Origin of the sequence: Actinokineospora terrae (assembly GCF_900111175.1) — a bacterium.
Taxonomy (GTDB): domain Bacteria; phylum Actinomycetota; class Actinomycetes; order Mycobacteriales; family Pseudonocardiaceae; genus Actinokineospora; species Actinokineospora terrae.
In genome coordinates this window covers 506,085-523,410 of the sequence record NZ_FOGI01000004.1, presented here as the reverse complement: position 1 = coordinate 523,410, position 17,326 = coordinate 506,085, and the positions used below count along the sequence as shown (strand labels likewise).

General features: G+C 71.9%; 14 protein-coding genes. 11 read left to right on the top strand and 3 right to left on the bottom strand.

From position 1 onward, the window contains the following. Positions 1–95 precede the first annotated feature (95 nt). The 5 genes from BMY07_RS11000 (at position 96) to BMY07_RS10980 (ending at position 5,106) form a co-directional block, all read left to right on the top strand. Complete coding sequence (locus tag BMY07_RS11000) at positions 96–1,004, top strand: ABC transporter ATP-binding protein (RefSeq protein ID WP_092777381.1); 909 nt, start codon at positions 96–98, stop codon at positions 1,002–1,004. Further along, positions 1,004–1,813, top strand: coding sequence for an ABC transporter permease (locus BMY07_RS10995; protein WP_092777117.1), 810 nt, complete (start codon positions 1,004–1,006; stop codon positions 1,811–1,813). The genes BMY07_RS11000 and BMY07_RS10995 overlap by 1 nt, the downstream gene beginning before the upstream one ends. 69 nt (positions 1,814–1,882) lie before the next feature. Beyond that, entirely contained in the window at positions 1,883–2,650 is a 768-nt protein-coding gene (locus BMY07_RS10990; RefSeq protein ID WP_092777379.1) for an ABC transporter permease, read from the top strand. Between the two features lie 39 nt (positions 2,651–2,689). Continuing rightward, the gene (locus tag BMY07_RS10985) at positions 2,690–4,660 is read left to right on the top strand and encodes a TIGR03960 family B12-binding radical SAM protein (RefSeq protein ID WP_092777115.1); all 1,971 of its coding nucleotides are present in this window, start codon (positions 2,690–2,692) and stop codon (positions 4,658–4,660) included. Then, the gene (locus BMY07_RS10980; protein ID WP_092777113.1) at positions 4,657–5,106 is read left to right on the top strand and encodes a GNAT family N-acetyltransferase; all 450 of its coding nucleotides are present in this window, start codon (positions 4,657–4,659) and stop codon (positions 5,104–5,106) included. Before BMY07_RS10985 ends, BMY07_RS10980 begins: the two co-directional genes overlap by 4 nt. Here the strand turns inward: BMY07_RS10980 and BMY07_RS10975 are convergent. Next, the gene (locus BMY07_RS10975) at positions 5,096–6,535 is read right to left on the bottom strand and encodes a S8 family peptidase (RefSeq protein WP_092777111.1); all 1,440 of its coding nucleotides are present in this window, start codon (positions 6,533–6,535) and stop codon (positions 5,096–5,098) included. The two genes, BMY07_RS10980 and BMY07_RS10975, sit on opposite strands and share 11 nt — an antisense overlap. Before the next feature lie 191 nt (positions 6,536–6,726). On the opposite strand from BMY07_RS10975, the gene BMY07_RS10970 reads away from it, so the two are divergent. The 6 genes from BMY07_RS10970 (at position 6,727) to proB (ending at position 13,985) form a co-directional block, all read left to right on the top strand. After that, positions 6,727–7,533 (top strand): TIGR03936 family radical SAM-associated protein, encoded by an 807-nt coding sequence (locus BMY07_RS10970; protein ID WP_092777109.1) that lies wholly within the window; start codon positions 6,727–6,729, stop codon positions 7,531–7,533. 185 nt (positions 7,534–7,718) lie between these two features. Further along, positions 7,719–10,568, top strand: coding sequence for a translation initiation factor IF-2 N-terminal domain-containing protein (locus tag BMY07_RS10965; protein ID WP_092777107.1), 2,850 nt, complete (start codon positions 7,719–7,721; stop codon positions 10,566–10,568). Positions 10,569–10,746: 178 nt separating this feature from the next. Next, on the top strand, positions 10,747–11,055 hold the full coding sequence (gene rplU, locus BMY07_RS10960) for a 50S ribosomal protein L21 (RefSeq protein WP_092777105.1): 309 nt from the start codon (positions 10,747–10,749) through the stop codon (positions 11,053–11,055). 15 nt (positions 11,056–11,070) lie between these two features. Then, entirely contained in the window at positions 11,071–11,328 is a 258-nt protein-coding gene (gene rpmA, locus BMY07_RS10955) for a 50S ribosomal protein L27 (RefSeq protein ID WP_092777103.1), read from the top strand. 93 nt (positions 11,329–11,421) lie between these two features. Further along, complete coding sequence (obgE, locus tag BMY07_RS10950; protein ID WP_092777101.1) at positions 11,422–12,873, top strand: GTPase ObgE; 1,452 nt, start codon at positions 11,422–11,424, stop codon at positions 12,871–12,873. Next, entirely contained in the window at positions 12,870–13,985 is a 1,116-nt protein-coding gene (gene proB, locus BMY07_RS10945; protein ID WP_092777099.1) for a glutamate 5-kinase, read from the top strand. Before obgE ends, proB begins: the two co-directional genes overlap by 4 nt. Before the next feature lie 186 nt (positions 13,986–14,171). Here proB and BMY07_RS10940 read toward each other — a convergent pair whose 3' ends face one another. After that, entirely contained in the window at positions 14,172–16,268 is a 2,097-nt protein-coding gene (locus BMY07_RS10940; RefSeq protein WP_092777097.1) for a RecQ family ATP-dependent DNA helicase, read from the bottom strand. A gap of 195 nt (positions 16,269–16,463) precedes the next feature. Continuing rightward, complete coding sequence (locus tag BMY07_RS10935; RefSeq protein WP_092777095.1) at positions 16,464–17,150, bottom strand: nitroreductase family protein; 687 nt, start codon at positions 17,148–17,150, stop codon at positions 16,464–16,466. Between the last annotated feature and the right edge of the window lie 176 nt (positions 17,151–17,326).

The window sequence follows — 17,326 nt, the reverse complement described above, 5'->3', positions numbered from 1 at the left end:
GAACACCGGGCGGCCCGAAAACCCGGCGGGAATTGTCGGTGCGCCCGGCTATCGTGCCCGACGTGGTGGCGGAAACGGCGGTACGAGACGGCGGGCTGGTCAGGGCCAGGGGCCTGACCAAGCAGTTCGGGGACTTCGAGGCGGTCAGGGGGATCGACCTCGACGTCGAGCCGGGGGAGGCGTTCGGGTTCCTCGGGCCCAACGGCGCGGGCAAGTCCTCGACCATGCGCATGGTGTCCTGCGTGTCCCCGCGCACCGGCGGCGACCTGACCGTGCTCGGCATGGACCCCAGGACCCAGGGCCCCGACATCCGCGCCCGGCTCGGCGTGGTGCCCCAGCAGGACAACCTGGACAACGAGCTGACCGTCCGGCAGAACCTGCACATCTACGGCCGCTACTTCGGACTGTCCAAAGCGCACGTCCGGGCCAAGGCCGTCGAGCTGCTCGACTTCGCCCAGCTCACCGACCGCGCCGACGCCGAGGTCGAGCCGCTCTCCGGTGGCATGAAGCGCAGGCTCACCATCGCCCGCTCGCTGATCAACGACCCCGAGCTGCTGCTGCTCGACGAACCGACCACCGGCCTCGACCCGCAGGCCCGCCACCTGCTCTGGGACCGGCTGTTCCGGCTCCGCCAGCAGGGCGTCACGCTGATCATCACCACCCACTACATGGACGAGGCCGAGCAGCTCTGCGACCGGCTCGTGGTCATGGACGGCGGCAAGATCGTCGCCGAGGGCAGCCCGGGGGAGCTGATCGCCCGCTACTGCAGCCGCGAGGTGCTGGAGCTGCGGTTCGTCACCGACAAGCCGGACGCCGCGGCCGCCGAGGGGCTCGCGGACCGCATCGAGGTGCTGCCCGACCGGCTGCTGCTCTACACCTCGGACGGCGAGGCGTCCCTGGCCGCCGCCCACCAGCGCGGCCTGGCCCCGGCGTCGAGCCTGGTCCGCCGCGGCACCCTCGAGGACGTCTTCCTGCGCCTCACCGGCCGGACGCTGGTGGACTGATGACGACCACCACCCGCGAACGGGCACGCGTCTGCCCCACCCCGACCGCCGTCTGGCTGGTCGTCGAGGGCCTGTGGACCTGGTACCGGCGCAACTGGCGCTCCTCGGCGGTGTCCAGCGTCGTCGAGCCCGTGCTGTTCCTGCTGGCCCTCGGCCTCGGGTTCGGCTCGCAGATCCAGCCCAGCGCCGCGACCGGCGGGCTGCCCTACGTGCAGTACCTCGCGCCCGCGTTGGTCGTGGCGTCCGCGTTGCAGACCGCGGCGTTCGAGTCGACCTACCCGGTGCTCGCGGCGTTCAAGTGGAACCGCACGTTCCTGGGCATCGCCTCGACCCCGATCACCTCCAGGCAGCTCGCCATGGGCCAGCTGCTCTGGATCTTCTTGCGGCTGTCGGTCTCGTCGGCGGCGTTCCTGGTGGTCGCCGCCCTGCTCGGCGCGGTCACCAGCGTCGGTGTCATCGGGTCGCTGTTCGCCGCCCTGCTCACCGCGATGGCCCTCGCCGCCCCGCTGGTCGCCTACTCGGCGAGCCTGGACACCGAGGGCCAGCAGTTCAGCGCCATCTTCCGGTTCATCGTCGTCCCGATGACGGTGTTCGCGGGCACCTTCTTCCCGGTCGACCAGCTGCCCGCCTGGGTGCGGCCCATCGTCTGGCTGACCCCGCTGTGGCACGGCACCGAGCTCTCCCGCGCCTCCGCGTTCGGCACCGGCGAGCTCTTACCCGTGCTCGGCCACTTGGTGTACCTGACCGCGCTTGTCGTCATCGGTGCGCGCCTCGCCGTGCGCACCTTCACCCGCAGGCTGGAGGTCTAGGTGTCCACGACCACGCAGGCCCCCGAGACCACCCGCACCGGTCTGCTGCTGCGCGTGCTGCCGGTCGGCATGTACGCGGGCCGCTCGCGCGCGCTCGTGGAGCGCTCGTTCCTGGTCAACCGCCGGACCTGGCTGCAGGTGGTGTCCGGCTTCTTCGAGCCGCTGTTCTTCCTGTTCGGCCTCGGGTTCGGCTTCGGCAAGCTCATCGGCGACGTCGTCGGCCCCGGCGGCGAGACGATCAGCTACGTCGCCTACGTCGCCCCCGCGCTGCTCGCCGCCTCCGCGATGAACGGCGCCGTCTACGACGCGACGTTCAACCTGTTCTTCAAGCTCAAGTACGCCAAGCTCTACGACGCCGTGCTGGCCACCCCGCTCGGCCCGCTCGACATCGCCATCGGCGAGATCACCTGGGCGCTGATCCGCGGCGCGCTCTACGGCACCGGCTTCCTGACCGTCATGCTCGGCATGGGGCTGCTGACCTCGCCGTGGGCGGTGTTCGCGTTACCGGCGGCCATTCTGATCGCGTTCGCCTTCGGTGCGCTGGGGATGGCCTGCACCACCTTCATGCGGTCCTGGCACGACTTCGACCTGGTGCAGCTCGCGCTGGTCCCGATGTTCCTGTTCTCGACGACCTTCTACCCGATCACGGTGTACCCCGGGGCCGTCCAGTTCGCGGTCAAGTGCTTCCCGCTCTACCACGCCATCGAGGTCATGCGGGCCCTGTGCACCGGGTACGTGGACGCCTCGATCGTGGGCCACCTCGCCTACTTCGTGGTGATGGCGCTCGTCGGGGTCGTCGTGGCGTCCCGGCGGCTGGGCAAGCTGCTGCTCGCCTGAGCGAAGGGCGCCGCGCGCACCGGGTTACCCTGGTTCGCTGTGAGCGTCCAATCGGTCTTCCCCCAACTCGAGCCGCTGCTGCCCAGGGTGTCCAAGCCGGTCCAGTACGTCGGCGGGGAGCTGAACGCCACCGTCAAGGAGTGGGACAGCACCACCGTGCGGTGGGCGCTGATGTACCCGGACGCCTACGAGGTCGGGCTGCCCAACCAGGGCGTCATGATCCTCTACGAGGTGCTCAACGAGATCGCCGACGTGCTCGCCGAGCGCACCTACGCGGTGTGGCCGGACCTGGAGAAGCTCATGCGGGAGCACGGCGTCCCGCAGTTCACCGTGGACGGCCACCGCCCGCTCGGCGCCTTCGACATGCTCGGCGTCAGCTTCTCCACCGAGCTGGGCTACACGAACATGCTCACCGCGCTCGACCTGGCAGGCATCCCGCTGCTGGCCGCCGACCGCACCGAGGACCACCCGGTCGTGCTCGCCGGTGGCCACTCCGCGTTCAACCCGGAGCCCATCGCCGACTACATCGACGCCGCGGTGCTCGGTGACGGCGAGGAAGCCGTCATCGAGATCTCGGACATCATCCGCGCCTGGAAGGCCGAAGGCCGCCCCGGCGGGCGCGACGAGCTGCTGACCCGCATGGCCGAGACCGGCGGCGTCTACGTCCCGCGCTTCTACGACTTCACCTACCGCCCCGATGGCCACATCGACACCGTTGGCCCTAACCGGCCCCGTGTGCCCGAGACCATCGCCAAGCGCACCACCATGGACCTCGACGCCTGGCCCTACCCGAAGAAGCCGCTGGTGCCGCTCGCGGAGAGCGTGCACGAGCGGATGAGCGTCGAGATCTTCCGCGGCTGCACCCGGGGCTGCCGGTTCTGCCAGGCGGGCATGATCACCCGCCCGGTGCGCGAGCGGTCCATCGAGGGCATCGGCGCGATGATCCAGACCGGCCTGGAGGCCAGCGGCTTCGAGGAGGTCGGCCTGCTCAGCCTCTCCAGCGCCGACCACTCCGAGATCGGCGAGATCACCAAGCAGCTCGCCGACCGCTACGAGGGCACCAACACCGGCCTGTCGCTGCCCAGCACCCGGGTCGACGCGTTCAACATCGACCTGGCCAACGAGCTCTCCCGCAACGGCCGCCGCTCCGGGCTGACCTTCGCCCCCGAGGGCGGCAGCGAGCGCATCCGCAAGGTCATCAACAAGATGGTGTCCGAGGAGGACCTCATCAAGACCGTCAGCGCCGCGTACGCGCAGGGCTGGCGGCAGGTGAAGCTCTACTTCATGTGCGGGCTGCCCACCGAGACCGACGACGACGTGCTGCAGATCGCCGAGATGGCCAAGAACGTCATCCGCGCCGGTCGGGTCGCCAGCGGCCGCAAGGACATCCGCTGCACCGTCTCCATCGGCGGGTTCGTGCCCAAGCCGCACACCCCGTTCCAGTGGGCCGCGCAGTGCGACCCCGACACCGTCGACTCCCGGCTGCGCAAGCTGCGCGAGGCGGTCAACTCCGACCGCGACCGCAGCATCGGCCGCAACATCGGCATGCGCTACCACGACGGCAAGCCCAGCATCATCGAAGGCCTGCTCTCGCGCGGCGACCGGCGCGTCGGCCGGGTCATCGAGGCCGTGTGGCGCGCGGGCGGCCGGTTCGACGGCTGGAGCGAGCACTTCTCCTACGAGCGCTGGACCACCGCCGCGGCCGCCGAACTGGAGCCGCTCGGGGTGTCCCTGGACTGGTTCACCACCCGGGAGCGGACCGAGGAAGAGGTCCTGCCCTGGGACCACCTCGACTCCGGCCTGGAGAAGAACTGGCTGTGGGACGACTGGCAGGACGCCCTCGACGAGCGCGAGCAGGACGACTGCCGGTGGACCCCGTGCTTCGACTGCGGTGTCTGCCCCGCGATGGGCACCGACATCGAGATCGGCCCCACCGGGCGCAAGCTGCTGCCGATCAGCCCGGTCGGCGTCGGCTCCCCGGTGCGCAACCCGGTCCTGTCGGCCCCGTGATCGTCCGCAAGGCCACCGACGCCGACATGGCGTCGGTGGCTTTCTTGCGCCGCCAGGCAGGCGAGGAGGACGGGCCGGTACCCGATCCGGGGTTCGAGGCCGAGTTCGCCCGGTGGTGGGAGCGGGAGCGGTCCTACCGCGAGTTCTGGCTCGCCGAGGTCGACGACAAGCCGGTCGGGTTCTGCTGTCTGGTCGAGGTCACCCGCATGCCCAAGCCAGGCATAAGAGGCGGCGCCTGGGGTTACCTGAGCAACTTCTTCGTCTTACCCGAGCACCGCAACGCCGGCGTAGGGGCCGCGTTGATCGCCGCGCTGCTGCGGCACGCCGAGGACCTCGGATACCCCCGCGTGGTGCTGACCCCGTCCGAGCGCGCGATCCCGTTCTACGAGCGCGCCGGGTTGAGCCCCGCGGACGCGTTGATGCTGCGCGTGTTCGCTACGGAGTGACGGCGGCGAGCGCGTCGACCATGCCGTGCCCGTAGAAGCTGTTGAACGGCGCGTACCCCGAGCAGTACGCGTCCTGCCCGCCCGTGCCGTCGAGGTCGTAGTCCGTCGGACAGGCGATGCTGGTCGCCTGCGAGGTCAGCAGCCGCATCAGCTGCTGTGGTGACGCACCGGGGTGCGTGGAGGCCAGCAACGCGGCCACCCCGGACACGTGCGGCGCCGCCATGGACGTCCCGCACACCTGCGCGTACCCACCGGGCACCGTCGACAGGACGCACCGACCGGAGGACTGCTCACCACCCGGTGCGGTCACGTCGATCACCCCGAGCCCGTACGCGCTGTACCCGGCCTTCACCCGATCAGGGCCGACCGCCGACACCGCGACCACGCCGCGCAGCCCCGCGGGCAACACCCGGCAGCTGCTGTCCAGCGTCCGCCACTGCCCGCCTGGCCCGGCCGTCTGCCCGCTCGGCGACGCCAGGTCACGCTCCTCGTTCGACGCCGCGGCCACGGTGAGCACACCCCGGCTGGTGGCGTGGTCGGCCGCCCGCCGGACCGCCTCGAAGACCACGTGCTCCTCGCCCCGGTCGCAGGTCAGCGGCCACGGGTCCACGAAGTAGCTGTTGTTGGCGACCGCCATGCCGTTGGCCGCGGCCCACATCAGCCCGCACACCACCGACTCCGGCCGCACCGTCCCGTCGTCGTCGACCACCTTCACCGAGGCCAACCGCACCCCGGGGGCCACGCCGGTGATCCCCAGGCCGTCGTCGGCCGCCGCGATGATCCCCGCCACGTGCGTGCCGTGCACCGACGTCGTCGGCGCCCACGCCTGCGGGCTCTGGTCCGCCTTGCCGCTCACGCACCCGGCCGACTTGCTCGGGTCGACCGCGTGCGCCAGGTCCGGGTGCGTCGCGTCGATGCCCGAGTCGAGCACGCCGACCAGCACGCCCTTGCTGCCCGTCGACACCGCGTGCGCCGCGCCCGCCTTGATGAGGTCCATGTCCCACTGCTCGCCGGAGCGGTCGACGGCCGTGTCGTCCCCGCCACCGGTCGTGACCGGGGCCGCCTGCCTGCCGTGCCGCCCGGACGCCGCCTCCACCGCCTCGGTGCTGAACGCCCGGTCCCGGCCGATCCGCTCGGCGAACCTCGGGTCGCCCGACGTGGCCACCCCGACGGCGATTTCCGGGTAGTAGGCAACCGTCGACCCGCAAGCCAACGTCATCTCGTGGGAGGCGCCCTCGGGGCTGGTGACCTCGGTGAACAGGACCAGGTAGCGCGACTGCGCGCCCGTCGGGTGGCAGGGCAGCGAGCCGTCCTCCAGGGGTTCCCCGTCGGCGATGAGGGGGACGGCGAGTGCTGCCGCGACCATCACGGCGCTGACCGCTGCCGCCTTGGTCAGGCGGAGCAGAGGCACGGGCGACCTCCAGTGCATTCCCTCGGCGCGGGTTGACCACTCCGTGCGGACGCTAGCCGGCCCCCGAGTGGGAAACAAGCTCGCGAGCCGAATTGGCGCTCCCGGTACGGTGCCACCAACGGTGGTGGGCTCACCACCGGAGCACGACCAGACCACCAGAAGGAGTAATCCTGAGCCGCCAGGACCAGCCCAACCCCTCGGCGCCGCCGGTGCAGAAGATCCGGCTCCGCTACGCCAAGCGGGGCAGGCTCCGCTTCACCTCCCACCGAGACGTGGCCAGGGCCTTCGAGCGGGCGCTGCGCCGCGCGGGCGTGCCGATGGCCTACTCGCAGGGTTTCAACCCGCACCCGAAGATCTCCTGGATCGGCGCCGCGCCGACCGGGGTGGCCAGCGAGGCGGAGTACGTCGAGGTCTCGCTCGTCGAGCGGGTCGACCCGGCCAGGCTCGCCCAGGTGCTCGACGCGGCCCTCGCCCCCGGGCTCGACGTGCTGGAGGCCGTCGAGGCGGGCCCCGGCGGGCTCGCCGAGCGGATGGAGGCCAGCGACTGGCACATCGAGCTGCCCGGTGTCGCCCCGGCGGACCTGCGCGGCGCGGTCGAGCAGCTGCTGGCCACCGAGCACGTCGAGGTCGAGCGGCTGACCAAGGACGGCAGGCGGCTCATCGACGCGCGGCCCGCCGTCGTCAGGGCCGTGGTGCTGGAGGGCCCGGTGGGGTCCTCGGCCGAGGACGGGTCCGGCTCGCCCGAGACCGAGGACACCCCTATTGATGACGACGCGCCGAGCCGTGTGGGCGTCGACATGTCCTACCCGGAGCGTTCGTGTGGGATACTGCGTGTGGTCGTCCGGCAAACAACACCTGCCGTTCGACCCGACGACGTACTGAGCGCGCTGCGTGTCGTCGCCGCTCTGGAACCACCGGTCCCCGCGAAGGCGACCCGGTTGGCCCAGGGGCGGCTTGACGACGATGGCGGCCTGTCCGACCCGCTGGCCCTCGACAGGCAGGCGGGCCTCGGGTAGTCCATCGGGGAATCGGAGCGCCTCTACCGCCGTCGAACGACCTGCCGCAGGCGGGCCGTGGTCGGTGACGACCACGCCGCGGCGGTGTACAGGCGAGGATTCCCGCCGCCCCAGCGCGGTGGAATGACAACTAGGCCCCTGAGCGGCTCGCGTCTGGACGACGCGCCCGGGGGCGGAGGAGCTACATGTCGGATATGTCCACCCCTGCCGGAAGTGCCGGCGGGGCTACCACCACACCCAGCGACCAGGCCCTGGCCGAGTTGCTGGCCCAGGTACCAGCCAAGGTCCGCGTGCACGCGCTGGCCAAGCTGCTCGAGGTGAGCAGCAAGGACGTCATCGCGGCCCTGGAGGGGCTCGGCGAGGCGGTGCGGGGCGCGCAGTCGAGCGTGTCCAAGGACACCGCGGCGCGGGTCGCCAGGGCGCTGCTGGCGCCGGAGCAAGCCGCTGACGAGCCGCGGGAGCCCGAACCCGAGCCTGAGCCGGTCGTCGCTGACGAGCCGGTCGAGCCCAAGCGCCGCCGCATCCCCCCCACGCCGGTGTTCGCCTCCGCGTCGCCGTTGTTCCTGCCGCCGGAGCCCCCCGTCGCCCGGCCCGCCCCCGCCCAGCCGGTGGTCGCGGAGCCCGAGCCGGTCGAGGCCGAGGTCGTCGAGCCCGAGCAGCCCGACCTCGACCTGAACGACGACGACGACGAGGACGGCGGCTCCGGCCGTCGCCGCCGCCGTGGTCGCCGTGGTCGCGGCCGGGGCAAGGGCGCCGCTGACGAGGCGGGCGAGCAGAACGAGGAAGAGACCCCCGCCGCCGAGGAGCCCCAGGAGGAGCCCGAGGCCGACGAGGACCAGTCCGAGGCCGGTGACGGTGGCAACCGCCGCAGGCGCAGGCGCCGTCGCCGCAAGGGTGGCGACGACGACAGCGCCGACGCCGGTGACGACCCGCCCAACACGGTCGTCCACGTCCGCGAGACCCGTGAGGCGCGCGACCCCAGGGACACCCGCGACGCCCGCGACGACAACCGCGGCGAGATCGCCCGCGACGAGGTGCGCAGCGTGCGCGGCTCGACCAGGCTCGAGGCCAAGCGGCAGCGCCGCAGGGACGGCAGGGAGGCGGGCCGCAGGCGCGCCCCGATCCTGTCCGAGGCCGAGTTCCTGGCCCGCCGCGAGGCCGTCGACCGCGCCATGGTCGTGCGCGAGCACGGCGACCGCACCCAGATCGGCGTCCTCGAGGACGGCGTGCTCGTCGAGCACTTCGTCACCTCGTTCGGCACCGGCTCGCTGGTCGGCAACGTCTACCTGGGCCGCGTGCAGAACGTGCTGCCCAGCATGGAGGCCGCCTTCGTCGACATCGGCCGCGGCCGCAACGCCGTGCTCTACGCCGGTGAGGTCGACTGGGACGCCGCCGGGCTCGAGGGCAAGGCCCGCAAGATCGAGCAGGCGCTGTCCACCGGCGACAGTGTGCTGGTCCAGGTCACCAAGGACCCGGTCGGGCACAAGGGCGCCCGGCTGACCACCCAGATCAGCCTGCCCGGCCGCTTCCTGGTGTACGTGCCGGGCGGCGGCGCGACCGGCATCTCCCGCAAGCTGCCCGAGAACGAGCGGCGCAGGCTCAAGGACCTGCTCAAGCGGATCGTCCCCGAGGACGCCGGTGTGATCATCCGCACCGCCTCGGAGGGCATCAGCGAGGAGGAGCTCGGCCGCGACGTGCGCCGGCTGCAGGCCCAGTGGCAGGTCATCAAGGAGAAGTCCGGCGGCGGCGGCAAGCGCAGCAGCGCCCCCGTGCTGCTCTACGAGGAGCCCGACCTGCTGGTCAAGGTCGTGCGCGACCTGTTCACCGAGGACTTCACCTCGCTGGTCGTGCAGGGCGACACCGCCTGGGAGACCATCGACGCCTACGTCCGCCACGTCGCCCCCGAGCTGCTCGACCGGGTCCGCAAGCACGTCGGCGTCGCCGACGTCTTCGCCACCCACCGGGTCGACGAGCAGCTGCTCAAGGCGCTCGACCGCAAGGTCTGGCTGCCGTCCGGCGGCTACCTGGTGATCGACCGCACCGAGGCGATGACCGTCATCGACGTCAACACCGGCAAGTTCACCGGCTCCGGCGGCAACCTCGAGGAGACGGTCACCCGCAACAACCTGGAGTCGGCCGAGGAGATCGTCCGCCAGCTGCGGCTGCGCGACATCGGCGGCATCATCGTGATCGACTTCATCGACATGGTGCTGGAGTCCAACCGCGACCTGGTGCTGCGCAGGCTCACCGAGTGCCTCGGCCGCGACCGGACCCGCCACCAGGTCGCCGAGGTCACCTCGCTCGGCCTGGTGCAGATGACCCGCAAGCGGGTCGGCACCGGTCTGCTGGAGGCGTTCAGCACCACCTGCGAGCACTGCAAGGGCCGCGGTGTGGTCGTGACCACGGAGCCGACGGTGCGGGCCCCGGCCAACCCGAGTGGCCAGCAGCAGCCGCAGCCGCCCGCGCCCGCCCCGGTCGCCGAGAAGTCCCAGGGCGGCGGCAGGCGCAACCGCAACCGCGGCGGTGGCGGCGAGCAGTCCCGCGACGAGGCCGCCAAGGTGGCCGTGCGCGACATCGCCAAGGCCACCACCAAGCACGACGAGCACCCGGTCGAGCACACCTCCAACGGGTCCCGCCCGCACGCCCAGGTCGAGGAGCCCACGCCGGTCGTGGAGCCCGCCGCCCCGGTCGCTCCGGCTGCTCCGGTGGAAGAAGCCCCGACCAGCAGGCGCAGGCGCCGGTCGGCCAGCAGGGCGCAGGGCGCGGCGGCTCCGGTCACCGAGTCCGAGCCCGTCGCCGCTCCCGTCGCGTCGGCCGCGCCCTGGTCGCCGCCGGAGCCGGTGCGCGCCGAGCCGGAGCCCGTGGTGTCCGCGTCCGCCGCCGAGGTGCGTTCGGCCTCGCAGCCCCGCGAGACCCAGCCGGAACCGCAGGTGGCCGAGCCGGTCGCCGCCGTGGTCCCGCCGCGGCGCCGGGTCGCCCGCAGGGCAGCGTCCCGCCCGGCCGGACCCCCGGTCGACGTGGCGCAGGAGAGCTGATGACGGGGGGTCGAACCGGGGGTAAACCCACCCCGGTTTGACCCCTCTTCCAGCAGGCACGTAACCTGTCTCATGGCCCGCCGCTCGGTGGGCTGTGTCGTGCGAAGCCCGATCCGGTCTGCGGTGGATAAGGGCGCGTAGGACCCCCACCGTCTAGTAGCAGGAGACTTCCGTCCCGATGTACGCGATCGTCAAGACCGGCGGCAAGCAGTACAAGGTGGCTGTCGGCGACGTCGTCGAGGTCGAGAAGCTCGAGGGCGCGCCGGGCACCGAGCTCAACCTCGCCGCGGTGCTCGTCGTCGACGGCACCGACGTCACCACGGATCTGGACGCCCTGGCGAAGGTCTCGGTGACCGGCAAGGTCGTCGAGCAGACCAAGGGCCCCAAGATCCGGATCCACAAGTTCAAGAACAAGACCGGGTACCACAAGCGACAGGGTCACCGCCAGAAGTTGACCCGCGTCGAGGTCACCGGCATCACCAAGTAGAGGACCTGAGCAGCCATGGCACACAAGAAAGGCGCGTCCAGCTCCCGCAACGGACGCGACTCGAACGCCCAGTACCTCGGCGTGAAGCGCTACGGCGGCCAGGTCGTCAAGTCCGGCGAGATCCTGATCCGCCAGCGCGGCACCAAGTTCCACCCCGGTGTGAACGTGGGCCGCGGCAAGGACGACACCCTCTTCGCGCTCGCCGCCGGTTCGGTCCAGTTCGGCAGCAAGCGTGGCCGCAAGACCGTCAACATCGTCCCGGTCGAGGCCTGAGCCCCGCGGACGACGCAAGACCCTTGAGACGAGGGGCGGGCTGGACACACTCCGGCTCGCCCCTCGTCCGTTTGTGAGAGGAAGTACCCCCAGGTGTCCCGTTTCGTCGACCGGGTCGTCATCCACGTCGCCGCTGGCAGTGGCGGCAACGGCTGCGCCTCGGTGCACCGCGAGAAGTTCAAGCCGCTCGGCGGCCCGGACGGCGGTGACGGCGGCAACGGCGGCGACGTCGTGCTGGTCGTCGACAGCAACGTGCACACCCTGCTCGACTTCCACTTCCGCCCGCACGCGGACGCGGCCAGCGGCAAGCAGGGGCAGGGCGCCAACCGCGACGGCGCGACCGGCGAGGACCTGGAGCTGCGCGTCCCGGACGGCACCGTGGTGCTCGACGAGGCGGGCGAGATCGTGGTCGACCTCGTCGGCCACGGCACCCGGTTCATCGCCGCTCGAGGTGGCCGCGGCGGGCTCGGCAATGCCGCGCTGGCGTCCAAGGCCAGGCGGGCGCCCGGGTTCGCGCTGCTCGGCGAGCCGGGGGAGACCCGCGACCTGGTGCTCGAACTGCGCTCGGTCGCCGACGCCGGGCTGCTCGGCTTCCCCTCGGCAGGCAAGTCGTCGCTGATCGCCGTGCTGTCCTCGGCCAAGCCGAAGATCGCCGACTACCCGTTCACCACGCTCGTGCCGAACCTGGGCGTGGTCACCGCGGGGGACTCGGTCTACACGATCGCCGACGTGCCCGGCCTGATCCCGGGCGCCAGCCAGGGCAAGGGGCTGGGGCTGGACTTCCTGCGCCACATCGAGCGCTGCGCCGTGCTGGTGCACGTCGTCGACTGCGCCACCTACGAGGCCGACCGCGACCCGCTCTCGGACATCGACGCGCTGGAAGAGGAACTGGCCCGCTACACGCCCGCGCTGGGCGGCACGCTCGCCGACCGGCCCCGGCTGGTCGTGCTGAACAAGATCGACGTGCCCGAGGCGCGCGAGTTGGCCGAGTTGGTGCGCCCGGAGATCGAGGCGCGCGGGCTGCCGGTGTTCGAGATCTCCACGGTGAGCCGGGCCGGGCTGCGCGAGCTGAGCTTCGCGCTGGCCAAGGTCATCGAGGAGGACCGGGCGAGCAAGCCCGCGCCGGAGGCCACCCGGATCGTGCTGCGGCCCACCGCCGTCGACGACGCGGGCTTCACCATCGTCCAGGACCCCACCGACGACACCGGGTTCATCGTCCGCGGCGACCGGCCCGACCGCTGGGTCCGGCAGACCGACTTCAACAACACCGAGGCCGTCGGCTACCTCGCCGACCGGCTGGCCCGCCTGGGCGTCGAGGAAGCGCTGGCGAAGGCGGGCGCGGTGCCCGGTTGCCCGGTCACCGTCGGCGGTGTCACGTTCGACTGGGAGCCGTCCACCCCGGCCGGTGTCGCGGTGATGATGCACAACCGGGGCGACGACCCGCGCCTGGACCGCCCGACCCGCGTGGGCGCCCCCGAGCGCAAGGCCCAGAAGGTCCTGCGCCGCACGCCGTTCGAGGAGTTGCTCGACGAGGACGAGGAGTGAGCACCCGCGCCGCGGTCGCCGGTGCCCGGCTGGTCGTGGTGAAGGTCGGCTCGTCGTCGCTGACCACGGCCGAGGGCGGCCTCGACCCGGCCAGGCTCGACGCCCTGGTCGACGCGGTCGCCGCCCGCCGGGCCGCCGGGAGCCAGGTCGTCCTGGTGTCCTCCGGTGCCATCGCGGCCGGGTTGGCCCCGTTGGGGCTGGCCCGGCGCCCGCGTGACCTGGCGACGCAGCAGGCCGCGGCCAGCGTGGGGCAGATCGCCCTGGGTCACGCGTATGTGGCCTCGTTCGGTCGGTACTCGCTGCGTGTGGGCCAGGTCTTGCTGACCGCGGACGACATCGTGCGCCGCTCGCACTACCGCAACGCGCAGCGCACGCTGACCCGCCTGCTGGCCCTGGGCGCTGTTCCGGTGGTCAACGAGAACGACACCGTTGCCACCGAGGAGATCCGCTTCGGCGACAACGACCGCCTCGCCGCGTTGGTGGCCCACCTCATCGGCGCGGACGCCCTGGTTCTTCTGTCCGATGTGGACGCCCTGTACGACGGCGACCCCCGGCTCGGCGCGGCCCGCCGGATCGCCGAGGTGGCAGGCGAGTCCGATGTGGAGGGTGTGCGCGCGGGCGCGGTCGGCGCTTCCGGTCTCGGAACCGGTGGTATGGCCTCGAAACTGGCCGCCGCCCGCCTGGCCGCCGCCGCGGGCGTCCCTGTCCTGCTGGCCGCCGCCTCCGACGCACCGCAGGCCCTGGGCCCCGCCGACGTGGGTACCGCCTTCGCCCCCACCGGCCGCCGCCTCACCTCCCGCCGCTTCTGGCTCGCCTACGCCGCTGACGCCACCGGCACCCTCACCCTCGACGACGGCGCCGTTGCCGCCGTCGTCGACCGCCGCCGCTCCCTCCTGGCCCCCGGAATCACCACCGTCAAGGGCGACTTCCAGGCAGGCGACGTGGTCGAACTGGCCACCCTCACCGGCAAGGTGATCGCCCGGGGCATCACCAACTTCGACGCCGCCGAACTCCCCGCCCTCATCGGCCACCCGCCCCAGCCCCTCCCCGCCGACCGCCGCCGCGAGGTAGTCCACGCCGACGACCTGGTGCCCCTCACCCGTACCACCTGACCGGCGGAGCTGATCTCCCTCCGGAGAGGTGGTCACGGGCATCTGGATCGGCCGACAGCGGGTCGGCATGGCCCGGTTCGCCAGCGGCCGCATCGACCGAGGGCGTCAGGCGATTCAGTTGTCTCCGACTCCGGTCGGGTGAACTCTCCTTTCTCGTGCAGCCGGCTGTGATGGTGAGAGTCGACCTCAGCTGGTGGTGGCCAAGGCGAACGGCAGGACCGCGGTGGCGCCCGCGTCGCGGAGCAGGGCACTACCGACGGTCATGGTCCAGCCGGTGTCGATGCGGTCGTCGATCAGCAGGAGTGGGCCCGGGGTCTCACGGATCCGTTCTGCCAGCTCCGCTCCCACCGACATCGAGTTCCACAGCCACGCCAACCGGTGCGCGCTGTTGGCCCGGGGAGCCGAGGCCCCCACGGTCACCTCACCGAGCACCGGCAGTCGCCCGATCGAGGCGATGGCCGCGCCGAAGCTGGACACCAACCGGGGGTGGCGGGTCGAGCCCACGGTGACCACGCCCGCCGGTCGCTGCGCCCATCCCCACGCCGTCAACACCTTCACGCAGGCGTCGACCAGGTCCCCGGGCACCTCTCCGTCCTCTGTGGACGCGAACAGGTCCCGCAGCCGGTTGCCCCACCCGATGTCGGTCAACCGCCCCAGCGCGCGGCCGGGCTCGGCTAGCCTGCTCGCCGGTATCTTCCCCGTGAGCGCGACGCCGAGGGTTGCCATCGCGGTCGGCCAGGCCTTCTTGGGCGTGACCTCGACCCCGGGCCGACGTAATTTCTCCTGTGCCACGGCCATCTCCTCGGCCGACACCGCGGCGGACCACTGCGCGCCCGCGCAGTTGTCGCACCGGCCGCAGGGCGCGGCGTGCGGGTCGTCGAGTTGGCGGAGCAGGAACTCCATCCGGCAGCCGGTCGTCTCCTGGTAGGCCAGGATCGCGTCCTGCTCGGCCTTGCGCGCGCCCGCGATCCGCTCGTACCGCTCGGCGTCGTACTCCCACGCCTCGCCGGTGTGCTCCCACCCGCCGCGGACCCGCCGGACCGCGCCGTCGACGTCGAGGACCTTCAGCACCATCTCCAGCCGCCCGCGCGACAGGTCGACCCTCGGCTCCAGCGCCATCGTCGACAGCGGCCGCCCGGCCTCGGCCAGCGCCGCGAGCACCTGCCGGACGAAGTGCTCCGGCGGGAAGGCCAGCGAGGCGAAGTACGACCAGATGTCCTTGTCCTCGGTGCCCGGCAACAGCACCACGTCCGCCCGCCGCACGCCACGACCGGCACGCCCGATCTGCTGGTAGTAGGCGATGGGTGACTGCGGCGCCCCGACGTGCACCACGAACCCCAGGTCCGGTTTGTCGAACCCCATGCCGAGCGCGGAGGTCGCGACCAGCGCCTTGACCCGGTTCCCGAGCAGGTCGTCCTCGGCGCGCAGCCGGTCCGCGGTGTCCGTGCGGCCGGTGTAAGAGGCCACCTCGTACCCGCGTTCCCGTAGGAACGACGCCAACTCCTCCGCCGCGGCCACGGTCAGCGTGTAGATGATGCCGGATCCGGTCAGCTTGCCCAGGTTCTCCGCCAGCCACGCCCACCGGGCCTGCGGCGTCGGCAGCCGCAACACCCCCAACCGCAGGCTTTCCCGGTCCAGGGCGCCACGCAGCACGAGCGCGTCCTCCGCGCCGAGCCCCAGCTGGTGCGCCACATCGCGCACCACCCGGTCGTTGGCGGTCGCCGTCGTCGCCAGGACCGGCACCCCGGGGCGGAGTTCACCCAGGAGTGTCCGAAGGCGACGGTAGTCCGGCCGGAAGTCGTGCCCCCAGTCCGAGATGCAGTGCGCCTCGTCGACGACCAGCATCCCGGCCGACGCGGTCAGCCTGGGCAGCACCGAGTCGCGGAAGTCGGGGTTGTTCAACCGCTCCGGGCTGACCAGCAGCACGTCGACATCGCCCTGGGCGACCGCCTCGTGCACCTGGTCCCAGTCCTCGGCGTTCGACGAGTTGATCGTCGCCGCGCGGACACCGGCCCGCGCCGCCGCCTCGACCTGGTTGCGCATCAGGGCCAGCAGCGGGGACACGATCACCGTGGGGCCCTCGCCGAGCTCGCGCAGCAGCGCGGTCGCGACGAAGTACACAGCGGACTTGCCCCAGCCGGTGCGCTGCACCACTAACGCGCGGCGGCGCCTCGCGACCAGTGCCTCGATGGCCGTCCACTGGTCGTCGCGCAGGCTCGCCCCGGGCCCTGCCAGGGCGCGCAGCCGTTCTTCCGCCGATTGCCGCAATGCGTTGTCGTCCACATCACATGGATACAGCGCCTCGTCAACGGGCGTCGAGCCGGTGCCGGTGAGCTGTGGACAACTCGGGGGGTTGGGGATGGACCCGCCGCGCGCGGACGCGCACCATCCGCGCGAGGCGGGTCCCCGGTCATCCTGACCGGAGTCCCCGGCGGGCGAAGCGGCAGCTTTCCGCCGGAGCTGTCGGACCCGGGGACCTCAGATCTTGACCATGACCTGGTCGAGGTCCTTGCGGATCAGCCTGGGGACCGTGGCGTCGTCGGCCGGGTAGCCGACCGGGATCACCGCGAACGCCTTCTCGTTCTTGGGCCTGCCCAGCACCTCGGACAGGAACTTCATCGGGCTCGGTGTGTGTGTCAGCGCGGCCAGCCCCGACAGGTGCAACGCGGTCAGCAGCATGCCGACGGCGATGCCCACCGACTCGTCGACGTAGTAGTGCTTGTGCTGCTCGCCGTCCTCGTCGAGGTAGTACCGCTGCTCGAAGACCACGATCAGGAACGGCGCGTCCGTCAGGTGCGGCTTGTTCTGGTCGGTCCCCAGTGGACGTAACGCCGAGAGCCACTCCTCGCCGAGCCTGCCCGCGTAGGAGATCTGCTCCTCGGTCTCCGCCGCCTCCCGGATCCGCGCGCGGACCTCGGGATCGGTGACCAGGACGAAGGTCCACGGCTGCTGGTGGGCACCAGAGGGCGCGGTAGCCGCAACGGCTATAGCGTCCACAACGACCTGCTCGGGCACCGGCTCCGTGGAGAACGCGCGCACGGTCCTGCGTTGGTCCATCTTCGCGCGTAGATCAGCAGCCGCCTGCAGCGACTCCGCCGCACTGACCTTGGCCGGCCGGTAAGGCACGGGGTCGTACGGCTGATCGTGGATCGGTATCCAAGCCATGCTCGGCAGTCTCCCGGTCCGGTGGCCACACACGGTCATACCGATCCGGTCATAGGGTCCATGTCATGACCCGAACGGTGGCGTTCGGAAGTCGACCGCCACGCGGGGTGCGCATGATGTTGCTCATACCCGTCGCCGCATGTCAGGACGGTGGCCGGGCGCGGCCGTAGGCTCCG